This is a genomic window from Capnocytophaga catalasegens, from assembly GCF_026005215.1.
Classification (GTDB): Bacteria; Bacteroidota; Bacteroidia; order Flavobacteriales; family Flavobacteriaceae; genus Capnocytophaga; species Capnocytophaga catalasegens.
This window is the reverse complement of record NZ_BPMA01000044.1, coordinates 24,602-41,291: the sequence shown is the minus strand read 5'-3', so window position 1 is coordinate 41,291 and position 16,690 is coordinate 24,602. Positions and strand designations below refer to the sequence as shown.

16 protein-coding genes are annotated in these 16,690 nt (G+C 35.6%); 2 read left to right on the top strand and 14 right to left on the bottom strand.

The features are described 5' to 3' along the window. Nucleotides 1-80 precede the first annotated feature (80 nt). Complete coding sequence (locus tag OO775_RS11190) at nucleotides 81-632, top strand: hypothetical protein (RefSeq protein WP_264847235.1); 552 nt, start codon at nucleotides 81-83, stop codon at nucleotides 630-632. Nucleotides 633-740: 108 nt separating this feature from the next. On the opposite strand, the gene OO775_RS11185 is transcribed toward OO775_RS11190, so the two are convergent. The 13 genes from OO775_RS11185 to OO775_RS11125 form a co-directional block, all read right to left on the bottom strand. Next, complete coding sequence (locus tag OO775_RS11185) at nucleotides 741-1,598, bottom strand: cbb3-type cytochrome c oxidase N-terminal domain-containing protein (RefSeq protein ID WP_264847234.1); 858 nt, start codon at nucleotides 1,596-1,598, stop codon at nucleotides 741-743. After that, nucleotides 1,595-1,789 (bottom strand): CcoQ/FixQ family Cbb3-type cytochrome c oxidase assembly chaperone, encoded by a 195-nt coding sequence (locus tag OO775_RS11180; RefSeq protein ID WP_264847231.1) that lies wholly within the window; start codon nucleotides 1,787-1,789, stop codon nucleotides 1,595-1,597. The genes OO775_RS11185 and OO775_RS11180 overlap by 4 nt, the downstream gene beginning before the upstream one ends. 8 nt (nucleotides 1,790-1,797) lie before the next feature. Then, a complete protein-coding gene (gene ccoN, locus OO775_RS11175) occupies nucleotides 1,798-3,987 on the bottom strand; it encodes a cytochrome-c oxidase, cbb3-type subunit I (protein ID WP_264847229.1) in 2,190 nt (729 codons plus the stop codon). A gap of 28 nt (nucleotides 3,988-4,015) precedes the next feature. Next, on the bottom strand, nucleotides 4,016-4,198 hold the full coding sequence (gene ccoS, locus OO775_RS11170) for a cbb3-type cytochrome oxidase assembly protein CcoS (RefSeq protein ID WP_264847227.1): 183 nt from the start codon (nucleotides 4,196-4,198) through the stop codon (nucleotides 4,016-4,018). A gap of 114 nt (nucleotides 4,199-4,312) precedes the next feature. Further along, nucleotides 4,313-6,073, bottom strand: a complete 1,761-nt coding sequence (locus OO775_RS11165) for a peptide MFS transporter (RefSeq protein ID WP_264847226.1) — start codon at nucleotides 6,071-6,073, stop codon at nucleotides 4,313-4,315. 131 nt (nucleotides 6,074-6,204) lie between these two features. Beyond that, nucleotides 6,205-7,041, bottom strand: a complete 837-nt coding sequence (locus OO775_RS11160; RefSeq protein WP_264847224.1) for a YoaK family protein — start codon at nucleotides 7,039-7,041, stop codon at nucleotides 6,205-6,207. A gap of 27 nt (nucleotides 7,042-7,068) precedes the next feature. Then, a complete protein-coding gene (locus tag OO775_RS11155; protein WP_264847223.1) occupies nucleotides 7,069-8,985 on the bottom strand; it encodes a DUF294 nucleotidyltransferase-like domain-containing protein in 1,917 nt (638 codons plus the stop codon). Nucleotides 8,986-9,262: 277 nt separating this feature from the next. Beyond that, the gene (locus OO775_RS11150) at nucleotides 9,263-10,030 is read right to left on the bottom strand and encodes a DUF6261 family protein (protein WP_264847222.1); all 768 of its coding nucleotides are present in this window, start codon (nucleotides 10,028-10,030) and stop codon (nucleotides 9,263-9,265) included. A gap of 453 nt (nucleotides 10,031-10,483) precedes the next feature. Next, entirely contained in the window at nucleotides 10,484-11,533 is a 1,050-nt protein-coding gene (locus OO775_RS11145; RefSeq protein ID WP_373874571.1) for a glycosyltransferase family 9 protein, read from the bottom strand. Continuing rightward, nucleotides 11,530-12,537, bottom strand: a complete 1,008-nt coding sequence (gene murB, locus OO775_RS11140) for a UDP-N-acetylmuramate dehydrogenase (RefSeq protein WP_264847221.1) — start codon at nucleotides 12,535-12,537, stop codon at nucleotides 11,530-11,532. The genes OO775_RS11145 and murB overlap by 4 nt, the downstream gene beginning before the upstream one ends. Before the next feature lie 155 nt (nucleotides 12,538-12,692). Next, entirely contained in the window at nucleotides 12,693-13,034 is a 342-nt protein-coding gene (locus tag OO775_RS11135) for a phage holin family protein (protein ID WP_264847220.1), read from the bottom strand. A 21-nt stretch (nucleotides 13,035-13,055) separates the two neighbouring features. After that, nucleotides 13,056-13,823: an alpha/beta fold hydrolase gene (locus OO775_RS11130; protein WP_264847263.1), complete on the bottom strand. Its 768-nt coding sequence runs from the start codon at nucleotides 13,821-13,823 to the stop codon at nucleotides 13,056-13,058. An 8-nt stretch (nucleotides 13,824-13,831) separates the two neighbouring features. Next, entirely contained in the window at nucleotides 13,832-14,545 is a 714-nt protein-coding gene (locus OO775_RS11125) for a pyridoxine 5'-phosphate synthase (RefSeq protein ID WP_264847219.1), read from the bottom strand. A 96-nt stretch (nucleotides 14,546-14,641) separates the two neighbouring features. On the opposite strand from OO775_RS11125, the gene OO775_RS11120 reads away from it, so the two are divergent. Then, on the top strand, nucleotides 14,642-15,523 hold the full coding sequence (locus OO775_RS11120) for an NAD kinase (RefSeq protein ID WP_264847218.1): 882 nt from the start codon (nucleotides 14,642-14,644) through the stop codon (nucleotides 15,521-15,523). A gap of 10 nt (nucleotides 15,524-15,533) precedes the next feature. Here OO775_RS11120 and OO775_RS11115 read toward each other — a convergent pair whose 3' ends face one another. Beyond that, the gene (locus tag OO775_RS11115; RefSeq protein ID WP_264847217.1) at nucleotides 15,534-16,580 is read right to left on the bottom strand and encodes a LacI family DNA-binding transcriptional regulator; all 1,047 of its coding nucleotides are present in this window, start codon (nucleotides 16,578-16,580) and stop codon (nucleotides 15,534-15,536) included. Nucleotides 16,581-16,690: the final 110 nt, after the last annotated feature.

Genomic DNA, 16,690 nt, shown 5'->3' with positions numbered 1-16,690 from the left:
TAGCTTTTTTTCGAAAATAATTCTTTATCCGAAATATTTAATTAACTTTGTAGCTCAAAATTTCAATAAAAAATCAGATAATGAAAAAAATAATATTTTCACTTACCACAATACTACTCATTAGTTGCAATTCAACGGACAAAAAGTTTTTAATAACAAACAATAATGTAGGATTACTCCCAAAAGGATTATTAGTTAGTAAATTAGATTCTGTATTTGCCAAAGATTCTCTTGTAAAAACAGCTTTCGAAGGAGAATTCCGATACGCAAGTGATGAACGTATTATGGTTTTTGAAAAATCAGGAGACAAAAAACAACTTTTAGAAATCACTCCAAGTCTTCCCGAAGGAAATAATCCGCAAGTAGTTCAAGATATTCAAATAATGGACGAACGTTTTGCTACTGAAAAAGGAATTTGCCTTAAAAGCACTTTTGCTGATATTAAAAAAGTATATAAAGAATTTGATGTAGAGGCTTCACTAATGAGCGTAATTGTTAGCCCTAAAGAAAGTTCTTTATATTTTGTTTTTGATAAATCTGAACTAATGGCTTCAAATACAGGAGAATATACCCTTAATGATATTCCAGATACGGCTACTATCAAACGACTTATGGTTACTTGGGTAAAATAATAACATCAATTTTTTCCTACTTAAAAATTTCTCACTAAATTTCAAAACTTAAAAATAAAAAAAGAGTTTGTATATAATACAAACTCTTTTTTATTATAGAATTTTTACCTATTCACTCCACAAATCTCCTTGTGCTGGTTTAGGACTTACAGGTGTAGTTCCTTGTAAAGATAATACATAACTAGCTACCTGTTGGCGTTGTTTTGCATTTAATTTCGATTTCCAAGCCTCCATACCTTTTCCACTACGTCCCCCTTCAGTAATGGTTTTAAATACATTTTTAATTCCTCCTCCCAATATCCAATATTCATCTACCAAATTAGGACCTATTCCTCCTCCTCCATCAGGAGCATGGCAAAGAAAACAATTAGTTTGATATATATCTTTTCCTGCTTGTAAATCAGTAGCGTCAGTAAGTAATGTAACATTTTCTATATCAATCATATTCGGATTTGCTTTTTTGTAAGCTTCCATTGCTTGTTGAGCCGCTACAACTTCTAATCGATATTCTTCTTCTTGATTAGCTCCTCCTAAAAAATGGAAACGTACTAAATAAATTCCAGCAAAAATAACACAAGCATAAAACAAATATACCCACCATGGAGGTAAATTATTATCTAATTCTTGTATTCCGTCATAATTATGGTCAAGGATTATTTCAGATTCTTTATCAAGAGATTTCTGGTCAAGTAATTTTTTGTAAAGTCTGCCAAACCAACTTTGTTCTTCTTGCTGAGCAATTTGTGCTTTTTGTTCATCAGTCAAAAGACTTTCAGCGATTTCTTCTACCCGGTAAGAAATCATTTCGATGACAATTAAAACAATCGTTAAAAACACCAAAAATATAGATATCTCTGGATAAGTAGCAATAGCAGAATTCTCTTCAGTAGAAAAGAAATATTCGGCTGCCAAAGCAGCAAACCCTACAATAATAAGGATTCGTATTAAAGCTAATAAATTTTTCATTGTAAAATGTTGTTGTTATCGTCGTCTTCGTTAAGTGGTATATTGCTGATTTCGTTCAAATCTTTTTTCTTATAAGTTAAAACCCACCAAAAAAGTAAGGCGAAAAAAGTAAAACATATAATAAGCGAAATAATTGGAAATATGGATACTCCATCAATAGTCGTCATATGATCTTTAATGAACTTCATCATAACAAATATTATTTAGATGAGTTATCTGTTTTAATATCTGTACCCAAACGTTGTAAATAAGCAATAAGAGCTATGATTTCTCGTTTTTCCATTGGAATAAAATCTTCTTTTCGCTTTTCTGCTTTTTTACGAGAATTTTCATATTCCTCAACAAATTTGGGATCATTACGTAAATTTTCAACTATTTGTTTAGCTTGGACTTCCATTGATGTGTGTGCATTTTTAATATCTTTTTCTGTATAAGGAACTCCCAAGGTAACCATTGTTTCCATTTTAGCTTGAATATCACTGGCATCTAATTCATTGGTAATCAACCATGGATAAGCTGGCATTATACTTCCTGGTGAGGTAGAACGAGGGTCTTCCATATGGTTAAAATGCCAATTATCATTAAATTTTCCTCCTTCGCGATGTAAATCGGGACCTGTACGCTTACTTCCCCATAAAAATGGATGGTCATATACAAATTCCCCAGCTTTTGAATTTTCTCCATAACGTTCTACTTCACTACGGAAAGGACGAATCATTTGTGAATGACATCCCACACAACCTTCGCGAATGTACAAATCTCTACCTTCTAATTCAAGTGGTGTATATGGTTTCACACTTGTAATAGTTGGAACATTTGATTTCACCAAAATAGTTGGAATAATCTGAACTGCTCCTCCAATAGCCACTGCAATAGTCGCCCAAATAGTCATTTGAATCGGTTTTCTTTCTAACCAATGATGCCAAGTTTCACCTGCCAATCGTCCTTTGCTAATAGGAGCTAAGGCTGGTGCTTGTGCTAACTCATCTTCTACTTTTTGTCCTTGACGAATTGTCTGAATTACATTATATACAGCAAAGACAGCTCCTGTCAAATATAATGTCCCTCCTATTGCACGCATTACATACATAGGAATAATAGCATTGACTGTTTCAAGAAAATTTCCGTACAATAAACTTCCATCAGGAGCAAACTGTTTCCACATTGAAGCTTGTGTAAATCCTGCTATATATAATGGTATAGCATACAGAATGATTCCCAAAGTTCCTATCCAAAAATGAAAATTAGCCAACTTAACCGAATAAAGTTGCGTTTTCCACATCTTAGGAACTAAATAATAAATCATACCAAAGGTAAGAAATCCGTTCCAAGCCAAAGCTCCTACGTGTACGTGTGCAATAATCCAGTCAGTGAAGTGAGCAATTGCATTTACATTTTTAAGAGCTAATGTTGGTCCTTCGAATGTAGCCATACCATAACCCGTTATAGCTACTACTAAAAACTTTAAAACGGGGTCTATACGTACTTTGTCCCAAGCACCTCGAAGTGTTAAAAGTCCGTTAATCATACCTCCCCAAGAAGGTGCAATTAACATTACGGAAAATACTACCCCAAGGTTTTGTGCCCAATCAGGAAGTGATGTATATAATAAGTGATGTGGTCCTGCCCACATATAAATGAATATCAAACTCCAAAAGTGAATAATTGACAATCGATATGAGTACACAGGACGATTAGCAGCCTTTGGTATAAAATAATACATCAAACCTAAAAAAGGTGTAGTAAGAAAAAAAGCTACAGCATTATGCCCATACCACCATTGAACCAAAGCATCTTGAACTCCCGCATATACAGAATAACTCTTCATAGAAGTAAGACTAATAGGAAGCTCAAAACTATTGAATATATGAAGTAATGCAACCGCTACAAACGTAGCCAAATAGAACCAAATTGCCACATAAATATGCCGTTGTCTCCTTCTGACAAGCGTCCCTATCATATTAGCTCCCCAAGCAACCCAAACCAAAGCAATAGCTATATCAATAGGCCATTCCAATTCGGCATATTCTTTGGAAGTTGTAATACCCAACGGAAGGGTTATTGCCGCTGCTACAATAATAAGTTGCCACCCCCAGAAATTAAAATTGCTCAGGAAATTACTATACATACGTGCTTTAAGCAAACGCTGTATGGAGTAATAACTTCCTGCAAAAATCGCATTCCCAACAAAAGCAAAGATAACAGCATTGGTATGCAAAGGACGTATGCGCCCAAAACTAAGCCAAGAAATGCCATCTGTCATTGTTGGAAATAAAAACAAATAAGCTAAATACAGCCCTGCTGTCATTCCTATCACTCCCCAAAAGAGCGTCGCATAAAGGAATTTTTTTACAATTTTGTTGTCGTAATAAAATTGTTGAATTTCCATAAGTCAATAAATGATTATTTAGTAAGTTTTAAGTATCTGTACATTGTTTTTCTTCGGTAGAAGTATCTACAAGTTCGTCTTCAAAAAGCATTCTAATAGATGGTGTATGTGTATCCTCATATTGTCCACCTTTAACAGCCTTGATAAACAAAAAGAAAAACACACCTGCCACTAAGCTACTTATTGAAATCAACATATAGATTACTTCCATACTTTAATAAAATATTGGGCAAATATAGTCATTTTTTTGAAAATAAAAAAATGATATTTATCAGAAAATTAAAATTATATATACATTTTATTGAAAAATATTTCTTTATAAATATTACTTAACACCATGCATTAGTTTTTTAATCAGTGGGTTGAGGCAAATTACCAATATTCCTGCTAATGCCGGTATAACTGTAAATAAGAAAAAGAAATGACTCAGTGAGTAATTTTCTGTTATATTCTGTACTTGACCACCCAAAATAGCAGCTAATTTCTGTGCGATAGCAATGGCTAAGTACCACATTCCGAACATAAAAGCAAGCATACGGCGAGGAACTAATTTCGATACATACGACAGCCCCACTGGCGAAATAAACAACTCACCCAATGTATGGAAAAGATAAGTAAGAATCAAAAACACCATTGATATTTTCACTCCTTCGGATACGTTCAATGCTCCTATACCTAAGATTAAAAAACCAATAGCTACTAATATAAGACCAAAACCATACTTGAAGGCTGCTGGCGGATTGTATTTAGAGTCCCACAATTTGGATACGGTAGAGGCTAAGGCTATAATGAAAAAAGAATTGAGTGTAGAGAACCAAGATACGGTTATCTCTGATGTTTCTTTGGTGAATTCATTATAGAGCATCCATAGGGCGGCACCCCATATTAACACAAAACAAAGCAACAGAATACTATTGGAGAGTGAAATCATTTTCCAAGTTGATTTGACTAACAATATCAAAACCCATGAAATAATCAGAAGGGGAATTGTTACCAGTAGTCCATTAACTATATTGAAAATGAGCAACGAGTTCCCTTCTAAGGTTCTGTCAACATTATCACGAGCTATCAATACCAATGAGGTTGCTCCTTGTTCAAAACTCATAAAAAAGAATATAAGGAAAAATGCCAGAAGAATTACACCAAACATTCTATCACGAACTATTTTCCCATATCGCATAATACGGCTAACAATCAAGAATATAAAAAGAAGCAGTGCCAGTAGTATCATCAGGTATTGACCTCGCAAAAAGCTCATGTCTAAAAACTGAAAGATGTCAATAATACCATTCTTAGATAGTGGGTCGTTAAAAGCATACAAGAAACCTATCACAGCAACTACCACAATTAGCGCTATATCGACCATAGTAAATGGATTACGGCTACGCTCTTGTGGCAATTCTTCCTGAGGTATATGTGTATGATGTTGTTTTGTTTTATCTAAAACACCTAAGTTACCCATCAGGGGTTTGGCAAGCCAAAACATCAGCGTGCCTAAGAACATAAAGATACCTGCCAGCCCAAAACCCCAGTGCCAACCTTGTGTTTCGGCTACATATCCGCAGAGCATCATTCCGAAGAACGCACCCGAATTGACGCCCATATAAAATATAGTATAAGCCCCATCTTTCTTATCAGGCAAATTCTTATACATTTCACCTAAGATAGAAGGCATGTTGGGTTTAAAGAATCCGGTACCAATCACAAGACAAGTAAGTCCGATAAAGAACATAGTTGGTGTATCAAAAGCCATAGAAGCATGCCCGAGTGTCATAATTATAGCTCCGACAATCACGGCAGCACGCGAACCGATATATTTATCGGCGATAATCCCTCCTAATATAGGGGTTAAGTACAACATCATCACGTATGTACCATAGAGAGCTCCGGCTTGTTCGGCTGTCCATTCCCAACCTGAATACGGACTACCGAATATTACTTTTGCTGTTAGAAATTGAATTAGTAACACTCGCATTCCGTAGAATGAGAATCGCTCCCACATTTCGGTAAAGAACATGACAAATAGCCCCGATGGGTGTCCTAACACCTTATGCTTGAAGAAGTTTTTGTTTGCGTGATGTTCCATTTTGTACTATTGTTTATCTGTTAGTTTTTCTGCTTGTATTTTTTAAAAAGAGATATTTATCTATCAAATTTCGGCAAAGATAAAAAATCAGGTTGAATTATCCTAAATAAACCTTTATATTTAACATTTTATTATTCCATATTGATATAGGTACGCTTCCCTTTGTGCGAGAATGTACGATAGATGCGAGTTTTAGCTTTACGTCTTTGTTTTTGTATGGTATGTTTCCATTTGTGTTTGTATCGTCTTTTACTTTTAAGATATGTAAGGCGAAAGTTATCATAAAAGAGTCCTACTAATAAGATAGCAACAGCTATGAGTAAGACATTGATTTTTAAATTTTTAATAAAATATAAATATCCGCTGGTAATCCCTCCGAAAAAGAAAAATAGGATAATGAATAATCGTAAGCGTATGTTCGATTTTATTTTTTTCTCATTCGCTGCATAATTATTTCTACGCAGATATAACATTTGAGAGACCTCAATACCCAAATCGGTTATCAAGCCAGTTAAGTGTGTAGTACGCACTACCGAATGAGATATACGTGTTACGAATGAGTTCTGAACTCCCATTGCAAAAAGTAATATACACGCCATTATATCCTTAGAAATGAACCAATTACTATACGAAAGAAGTACCACCAAGACCAAGAGTGAACACTCCAACAAGGTCGGACGCAAATAAATCGAGTAACGCCGGTGATGATAAGCAGACTCTATCAGCCAACCCGAAACAAACGAACCTATCAGAAAGCTAACGATATAAACAAAATACACCACACCTTTCCAGAATTGATATTCGGAAAAATCACGAATAAAATGTGCAAAATGCCCCGTAACATTGGTCGTTAGTTCGCCAAAAGACAAAAAACCTGCCACATTGACCATACCTGCTACAAACGAAAGGACTACAGCTATTTGTAAATTCTCTTTGGGTGTTCTATTTTTACCTTGGTGATGAAACATTTTATTATAAAAAATTCAAACTAAACTCTATACATAATACGCTTTGAACCTCATTTTGATAAGTTCTTGTGCATTACTAATAGCTTTGAAACATTGTTTCGATTTGATTTTATCTTCCTTTTTGAGTTGTTTAATATCTATGTAACGCCCGTTATTATCATTTGCCAGTCCATTTTTTATACGAAACTTCAAAAGTGTCTTAGCTGCCGATGCACAAGATAGATACAGATTTTTGTTTTGAGGCTCTATCTCTGCCAGTTTTTCAAAGCGTTCGGCCGTATTGGTAATTCCTTTGACCTTGTGCGATAGGATAAGCAACCGACCAATATCAGTAAGAGTAGTTATAGCTCGTGATTTAATATCAAATTGGTCTTTGTGTTCGCCATCTTGCTCTACAATAAAGTTCCTAAAAATACCAAGTGGCGATGGGTTTTCTAAGGTAGAACGTGTCATTAGAGCAAAGAAACGCTCATTGTATTTAGTCTTGTCGAACACACTATCCATTAGTTTATCAACCAAGGTCTGTTCGCCAAAAGTAAAGCATATATCATAAAATATCGAAAACATAAGTAGGTCTTCGTTATTGGCTGTATTTATCCACTTGGCAAATTGTTCTTTCCAATGGGAAAGGCTCATACACCATTTTGGGTTCTTTGCCATCATATCGGCTGGGCAGTACTCATATCCTATTTTATAGAGCATTGTATTTATCTTATCAGCTAATGTAAGGAAATATTGTTGTACTTCTTCGTATTTGTCGGGTGCTACATTCTCAAAAACCAGTGCGTTGTCTTGGTCAGTAATTAAGAACTGCTCTTTTCTTCCATGGCTTCCCAAACTCATCCAAGCGAAACGTACCGGAGGTGGGGTTTCCATTCGCTTGATACATAGCTCAATGGCTTTTACATTGATAGCTTCAAAGAGCTGATGGAACAAATCGGTAATCAAACTCAGAGGAATGTTTTGCAAGACATAACCTTTGAGTAGTTTGAGCGATTGTTGTCTGATGCGTTTGAGGTGCTTAGATTTCTGCGCTCGCTTTATGGCTTTCATTAGTCCAGGCACATCGTGTCCGCGAGTTACTTCGATATCGTGCGGAGTGAGTATTCCACGCACAGGGCTTTGGTCGGTACCATCTTCGGTAATAATAAGTCGCCCAATATTGTGTTTTATCATCTGAAATTGTGCTTCTGACACAGTCATCTTCCTTGTATAGGTTTTCACAGGGCTACTCATACATTGCGAGGCTTTCATATCAAGAGAAAAATACCCAGTTGCTATTTGCTTACGTAGGTCTTTGTCGGTAATAATACCAATAGGAAACTTAGCTTCATTGACAATAACCATCGAACTAACCTGCTTTTGGGTCATGAGCCTTGCTACTTCTTGAATAGGAGTATCAGCTTGTGCTTTAACTACCTTACGCTTAAAGGGAACGGGTTGCAACTCAAAGAAGTTTTGGTAGTTTGTCTGATTTGTATTCTGGTACAAAAACTTAGAATAGTCCATCTCAAACGGATTACGATGCTTACTTGCAAAGCTATCAATTAGGAACAAACCAACATTGGCATTGGCATTGAGTATCGGAGTAAAGTCCGATAGTGGCACGCCATATAGTATGGTTTCTTCTTCGGCTATGGCTGCCATCTCATACGTATGACTATTCAGTAGCGGACGTATGCCAAAAACATCGCCTTCATCACATACATCAACCATCTTAAAGACATCGTCTTTGAGCTGTTTAAGCTCTATGGCGCCTTCTTTTACTATATAAAAATAATCGTGTGTAGCATCGCCTGCATTGAATAATACTTTTCCTTTTTCTAAATAAATAATTGTTACCTCTTTACTTAAATGAAGTAAATCATCGGGCGAAATAATATCAAAAGGAGGATATTTTTTCAAAAAATCAGCCACACGTACTGCTATCGTATTTTTAGCCATTTTCTTTTTTTTATTAAACTTCGTATGCTATTAGCTATCCTAAAGGTAATAACAACATACAACTTACTCTACTGCTTATTGCTCTGTATAAAAACCATCAAATACCAATAGTATAGTAGTAACCTTAGTAACTGCCATACATATTGGTATTTTAAATAATTATAAAAACTATGATAATCTCCAATACTAATTTAACCGAAAAACCGCACTATATAAATATTTTTTTCTACAAAGTTATTTGGTATAGCACTTATACCCTACTCTATTGTATTACAATTTATGAGAGTATTTCCTTCATTTCTGCCGATTGTGAAGACGAAGCGTTGCGCAGACCGATACGTTGTTTGTAAATATGAGAGGTATCGTCAATAAGTTTATTTAGCATAATAACAAACTTTTTACTTTCTTCAGAAGGCATAATAATACTCATTGAAAACGCCCACATCACAATATCAGCATACTGCTTATCAGTTTTTTTACGAACGGAATTAGCTCCGACTACCTTGTTTGCCATCTGGCTTTCGGCACGTCCTTCGGTAAGCTCACTATACTTACGATTAACAGATTCTAACTGCGATACTACTGAGCTTAAGCCCAAGGTTTTCAAGTACGAAACATTAGCTTCTTTCCCCATATCTAATAAAAAACCTTCAATAGCTTGGGTCTTTTGCCGATTGGGAAGCTGTTGCATTTTCTGATAAGGCTTAGCTACCTCATACAAATCTCCTGCTGCCTTCTTACGTGCTTCGATAGGAACTTTACGCTCCATACGAAAGAACGACATCAGATACACAATCAGTTCGTTACGTTTCTTATCCAATTCATTAAGCTCTTTAGTTTCGTGACTTGTTGTACTTCTACGAGACACATCGGTCAGTAGCGAAACATGTTCTTTAAACGAATCAAATAATTCTTGTTCAATATGCAATTTCTCTAAGGTTGCTTTTTCAAGCAAACCAATTACTCCCGAAAGAAATTTTGTATATTCCTCATTGTTAAACCGAGACAAATATACCGATTTAATTTTTATAACTTCTACGCTCATACGATACTATCTATAAAATAGGTTATACGGCGCAAAGATACGAAACTATTTTTAATATACAAATTTTATTTCATTTTTTTTCAAAAAATATTTTCATACCTTACTTAGCTCCCTATATAACATAACCAAAAATAATTTTCAAAAACATACAATTCACACAAAAAAACATCAATATAAATAAAATTAACTCAAAAACTCATATAAAAAGATATCAATACACAAAACAATAAATAACAAATCACTTCTGCACAACAGCGAAACACATATATACCAACTAAAAACACAATTCGTTATACATCAATCACAAAATCAACAACAAAAATATATATTTATAAAAACATCGAAACAAAAATAACTAACACAAAAATACATTTCGCTACACAACAAATACAAAACCAACACAACGAAAAACCATTTCGCTATACAACAAAACAAATATTTATTATACAATTATTAGTTACCACCTTTTTCAATCACTTTATTTATCAGATTAACAACAGATTCTACAGCGATTGTTTCCATAGCTTTATCATATCCTTCTGGATATTTATTACCATAAACAGAGGTAGGAAGTAAAGGATACTTATCTCTGTCGGACAACAAAGCATATTCCAATGGCTGATTGTACGGATAAAATCCTGCAAAAATATGAGTAACTCCCCATAGCGTTATAGTTGGTATGCCATACATAGCAGACAGATGTGCATTGCCACTATCCATTGCTACCATCACTTCTAACCTTGCTATCAATTGCAATTCTTCCGAAAACGAAAGTTTACCAATTGTATTATGCACATTGGGCAAATGTGAAAGTTCTTGCGCTTGCTTCTTTTCTTTTTCTCCTCCACCAAAAATAAACACATCATACTTTGGGTTCTTAGCTATGAGTTCAATTACTTGCTTCATACTAATAAACGGATATTGTTTGCCTACGTGTGCTGCAAAGGGAGCGAAGCCAATTCGTTTTTTACTTAAATCGATTTGTTTTTCAACCGAAACTGAAAGTGTTGGTTTGGCAGCAAAATATACTTTTTGCATAGCAATTGGAAATCCCATTCGAGCAAAAACATCAGCATAACGTAGGTAGGTAGGACGTAATTGTTTGAAAATTTTATTTTTTGCCCGTGTCAAAGCTTTTTTCTCTGCTCTCCCTTTATCAATTTGATAAAACGGAATTCCTATTGCTTTGAAAAACAACTTCAAAACCTGTGTGCGTAATACATTATGAATATCAGCAACTGCATCAATAGATAAGCTTTGTAATCTTTTAAATAGTTTCCAAAGACCTAAAAACCCTTTATGTTCGCCTTTCAAATCGGCAAAAATTAGTTCACAATTAGGCAAGTGGGCAAACATATCAGCATAGATTTTTTTTGTAAGTAGTGTTAGCTTTACAGATGGATACTGCGTACAAAACGCTGTAAGTACCGGTACACTAATAGCTACATCGCCCATTGCCGACAAACGGATAACTAAGATATGGTGTATTGTTCTTTTTTTCATACTACATTAACTTCCATTTCCAAACGTATTCCGAAGGTATCCAAAACCTGTTGCTGTACATACTTAGCAAGGTCAAAGATTTCTTTCCCAGTGGCTTTTCCGTAATTAACAAGTACCAGCGCTTGCTCTTTATGCACACCTGCATCACCTTGCCGATAACCTTTCAATCCACAAGCCTCAATAAGCCACCCCGCAGGTACTTTCACTTCGCTATCCGAAACAGAATATTGTGGCATTGTGGTATATTTTTCTTTCAAACGATTGAAAGTAGCTATATCAATTATCGGATTTTTAAAAAAACTTCCACTATTACCAAGCTCTTTCGGGTCGGGCAATTTGCTCTGACGAATAGCTATCACTGCTTCTGAAATCGATTGAATGGTCGGTTGCTCAATACCTTTATTTGCTAAATATTGCCCAATTGCTCCGTACGAGGTACGTAATACGTGATTACGTTTTGTCAGCTTGAACGTTACCGAGACAATTACATATTGCCCTTTGAGCGCTTTTTTGAACACAGACTCCCTGTAACCAAATTGACATTCTTCTGCTGTAAAATCACGAAGATGTTGGTCTGTTACTGACATTGCCCGACACGAATATAGCACATCTTTTATCTCTACTCCATATGCCCCGATGTTTTGCACAGGAGTTGTCCCTACATTGCCCGGTATAAGCGAAAGATTTTCAACCCCACCATAGCCTTGTGATATGCAATACATTACAAACTGATGCCAATTTTCACCTGCTTGTGCTGTAATCCAAACAAAATCATCATCTTGCTTGTCAATAGTAATTCCCCGTAGATTTATTTTTACTACCGGTATCGTAATATCTTGGGTAAGTAGTAAATTACTACCGCCACCAAGTACGAATATTTTATCATATTTTTGTAAAATTTCGCTCAGCTCCTCAATAGAAAAAACCTCTATAAACTTTGATGCCATTGTATTGACACCAAATGTATTATAGGGTTTTAGCGAAATATGAGTCTGTATTTTCATTATTCTGATTTTTTGTTTTCAAAGATTTTTATCAAGTAATCCGCTACAATTTTACTGATAAATAATTTCGGATATGATTCTTTTTAAATAAAAATTACCTCTATTTTTTTACGCATTGGAGCTTTCACTCAAAAGGATTTGCATCGCTAAAAAACTTACCGAGCCTCTTCACGCCCATCAATAAGCGATTGCACCGCCGAAATACACAAGCTAAGCAACAAGGCATACCAAAAACCCGAAACAGCAAAACCATCAAGTAATTTATCTGCCAATAAAATTAAGATTGTATTGATTACTAACAAAAAAAGTCCCAGTGTGATAATTGTTATCGGGAAAGATAAAAACACCAAGATAGGACGCAAAAAAACATTAAGGATACTTAATACAAATGCAAATACCACCGCCGATAAGTAATCATCGACATACACCCCCTTCAAAACAAAGCTCAGCCCAAACACAACCAAGCCAATAATCAGTAAATTCAAAATATATTTCATACAATATATATAGTATTAAAGTTAATTTTTATTTAAAAATTGAAGTACCTTATCCATAAACTCCGTAGGATTTTCAGCGTGAATCCAATGTCCCGAATTTGAAACCTCTTCAATTATTGCCTTCGGGAAATGCTTGTAAATAAGCGCACTATCCTCTTGGGTTATATAATTAGATTTTGAACCTTTCAAGAAAAGCGTCTCCCCTTCGAAAATAGCCGCATCAGGCAGTCCCTTTCCTATTTCGGGTAAGTTGTTTTTCAATGCCGAAAGATTGAAACGAAAAGCCAATTGCTCTTTTGTTTTCCAATAAAGGCTTTTGAGTAGAAACTGACGCGTACCCATATCCAAAATATACTTAGCTAATTGTTTATCTACTTCGGTGCGCGAAGAAACTTGCTGAAAATCAATCGAAGCCAAGCCATCTATTATCAACTGATGATGTACCGCATAGTTTTTTGGAGAAATATCGGCAACAATCAGTTTGTCAATTCGTTCTGGGTGAAGCACTGCGAGCAACATAGCTGTTTTTCCACCCATTGAATGCCCTATTATACTAAATCGAGAAATACCTTTTGCTGTTGCATATTGCAAAATATCGGCAACCATCACTTGGTACGAAAAGGCATCATCATGAAAACTATGCCCGTGATTGCGAGCATCAATCAAATGCGTTTCAAAACCTTGCTCTGCAAAGCGTAGCCCAAGCGTACGCCAGTTATCTGCCATTCCCAAAAATCCGTGTAAGATAAAGAGTGGCTTCCCCGCTCCTACTACTTGTGAATGAAGTATTTGCATAATTATTTCAGTCTGAAAAGATACATACTAATTACATTCTGCAAACCCAAATACAATGCTTCCGAAATAAGCGCATGTCCGATAGATACTTCTAACAAATTAGGTATATTTTGCTTGAAGTATTGCAGATTATCAAGGCTTAAATCGTGTCCTGCATTTAGACCTAATCCTACTTTCTCTGCTTCCAAAGCAGCTTTTACATAGGACTCAATTCCTTTGAGATTGCCCTTTTCGTATTGTGTGGCATAGCTCTCCGTATAGAGTTCTATGCGGTCTGTCCCTGTTTGAGCAGCTCCTTCTACCATTGCTTCTATGGGATCCACAAACAGTGAAGTACGTATCCCATTACGTTTGAACTCGCTAACTATTTCTGTCAAAAAATGCTTATGCTTTATCGTATCCCAGCCTGCATTGGAGGTAATAGCATCTTCGGCATCTGGTACAAGTGTAACCTGTGTTGGCTTGATTTTCAGCACCAACTCTACAAATTTTCCCACAGGATTACCTTCAATATTGTACTCTGTAGTTACTACCTGCAACAAATCCAAGGCATCTTGGTAGCGTATATGTCGCTGATCAGGACGCGGATGAATCGTAATACCTTCCGCTCCAAATCGCTGTACATCTTCGGCAACCTTCAAAAGATTGGGAACATTGCCTCCTCGCGAATTCCGAAGCGTTGCTATCTTGTTAATATTAACACTTAACTTTGTCATTTTGTTTCAATTAAAAATTAAAGTACAAAAATACGAACTAAAATGTGCTTTTTCCAAAATATTTTAATTATTTTGCAACCAAATTATTATTTGTCTATGAAAGTAGCTATTTATTGCCAGAAACACAAGGTAGAACACGATAATGTACTTAGTACTATTATTGAAAATTTGATAAAAAATCAAGACCAAATTTACATCGAAAAACAATTATGGTCTGATTTTTCTGCCAAAAAATCATTCGCCTACCCCATTAGTACCTTTTCGTCAATACAAGACTTAGATACAAGTTTCGATATAATGCTGACCATCGGCGGAGACGGAACCATCTTGCGAGGTATCACGTATATTCAGCATCTTGCGATACCTATATTGGGAATTAACGCCGGTAGATTGGGCTTTTTGGCAACCGTTCTACAAGAAGAAATTGATGAAATGTTTGTAAAAATTCGCCAGAAACGCTATAAAATACAAGAAAGAACCGTATTGCAAGTACTCACACAAGACTATCAGCCCATAGCCGATTTGAATTTTGCCCTAAACGAAATAACCGTTACACGTAAGAATACCACTTCAATGATTACAATTGAAACCTTCCTTGATGGAGAATACTTAACCTCTTACTGGGCAGATGGGCTTATTGTTTCGACTCCAACAGGCTCCACAGGGTATTCGCTTAGTTGTGGTGGACCAGTGATGATGCCTAATGCCGAAAGTCTTGTACTTACTCCCATAGCTCCACATAATCTGAATGCTAGACCTTTGGTAATTCCTGATGGAGTTGAAATATTGTTAAGTGTTTCAAGTAGGGAACAATTCTATTTTACTACATTCGATTCTCGGTTAAAATCACTTCCGTGTGAGACAAAAATCTTGATAAAAAAGGCTAACTTTAATTTGCAAATGATAGAACTTGAAGGACAAAACTTCTTAAAAACACTCCGAAAAAAACTACTATGGGGCGAAGATACACGAAACTAAACACGTAAGACTAACCATCGATATGTATATCATTCTTTGTTGATTGTCTAAGAATCAGTTCGGTGGGGAGCAAAATAGTCTGTTGTTTTACAGGAAGTCGTTTTTCTTCGTTGGCTATTTCGTCAATCATCAGTTCAACGGCTTTGTGTCCCATAATAGTACTAGGTTGTTGTATGGTCGAAATACTTGGTTCAAGGTGTTCGGTCATAAACCAATTACTAAAACCAAATACAGAAATATCTTTGGGTATAGACTTACCTATTTGATGGATTGCCTTTATTGCTCCAAAGGCTAAGAAATCGGTTGAGGCGAAAATAGCATCTATCTGTGGATTTTCTTTCAAGGTGGCTAATGTCTGGACTTGTGCTTCGTTAATATTATTGGCTTGGCAATGACGTACGATACGTTCATCTTCCATAATACCAAACTCGTGCAAGGCTTGGATATATCCGTTGAATCGTTTGCGATAATTGAGTTGCCATTTTGACCCACCCAGATACATAATATGTTTAGCACCATTGCTAAGTAGGTGTTTGGTTGCCTTATACCCTGCTTTTTGCTCATCGATAAGTACCTTAGAGCAAGGTATAGCACTTGAAGTTCTATCTAAAAGCACCAATGAGATATTATGTGCTAAGATATTCATAATATGTGATTGCTCGTGCAATTGTGATTGGTGAGAGAGTACCATAAAAATTCCATCTACCCGTTTGTTAATGAGTAGATTGACTTGTTGTTTTTCTAGTTCGACATTATCATCGGAGAAGAGGGTTATGACAATATATCCGTTTTTTTCTGCTTCGCTAATGATACCATTGAGTACATTGGCAAAAAAATAATGTTCTATTTTGGGAATGATAACCCCGAAGGTTTTGGACTTCTGTACGCGTAAATTTACAGCGTGAATATTGGGTTGATAATTGAGTTCTTGAGCCAATTTTTTGACTTGTTCTTTGGTCTCTTTGCCAATATCAGCATAGTCTTTCAGGGCTTTAGAAACGGTGGTTACAGAAACCCCCAGTCTTCTTGCTAAATCTTTTAATGTAACAGGGCTCATTATCTGGTATTGTATTGTAAATCTTAGTGTATTTTTGATTAAATAATTTAAGAATTCAATGTTTCTTAATAGTATTTATTTTTGTTAATCAATCGTTGATTGCGATTGCA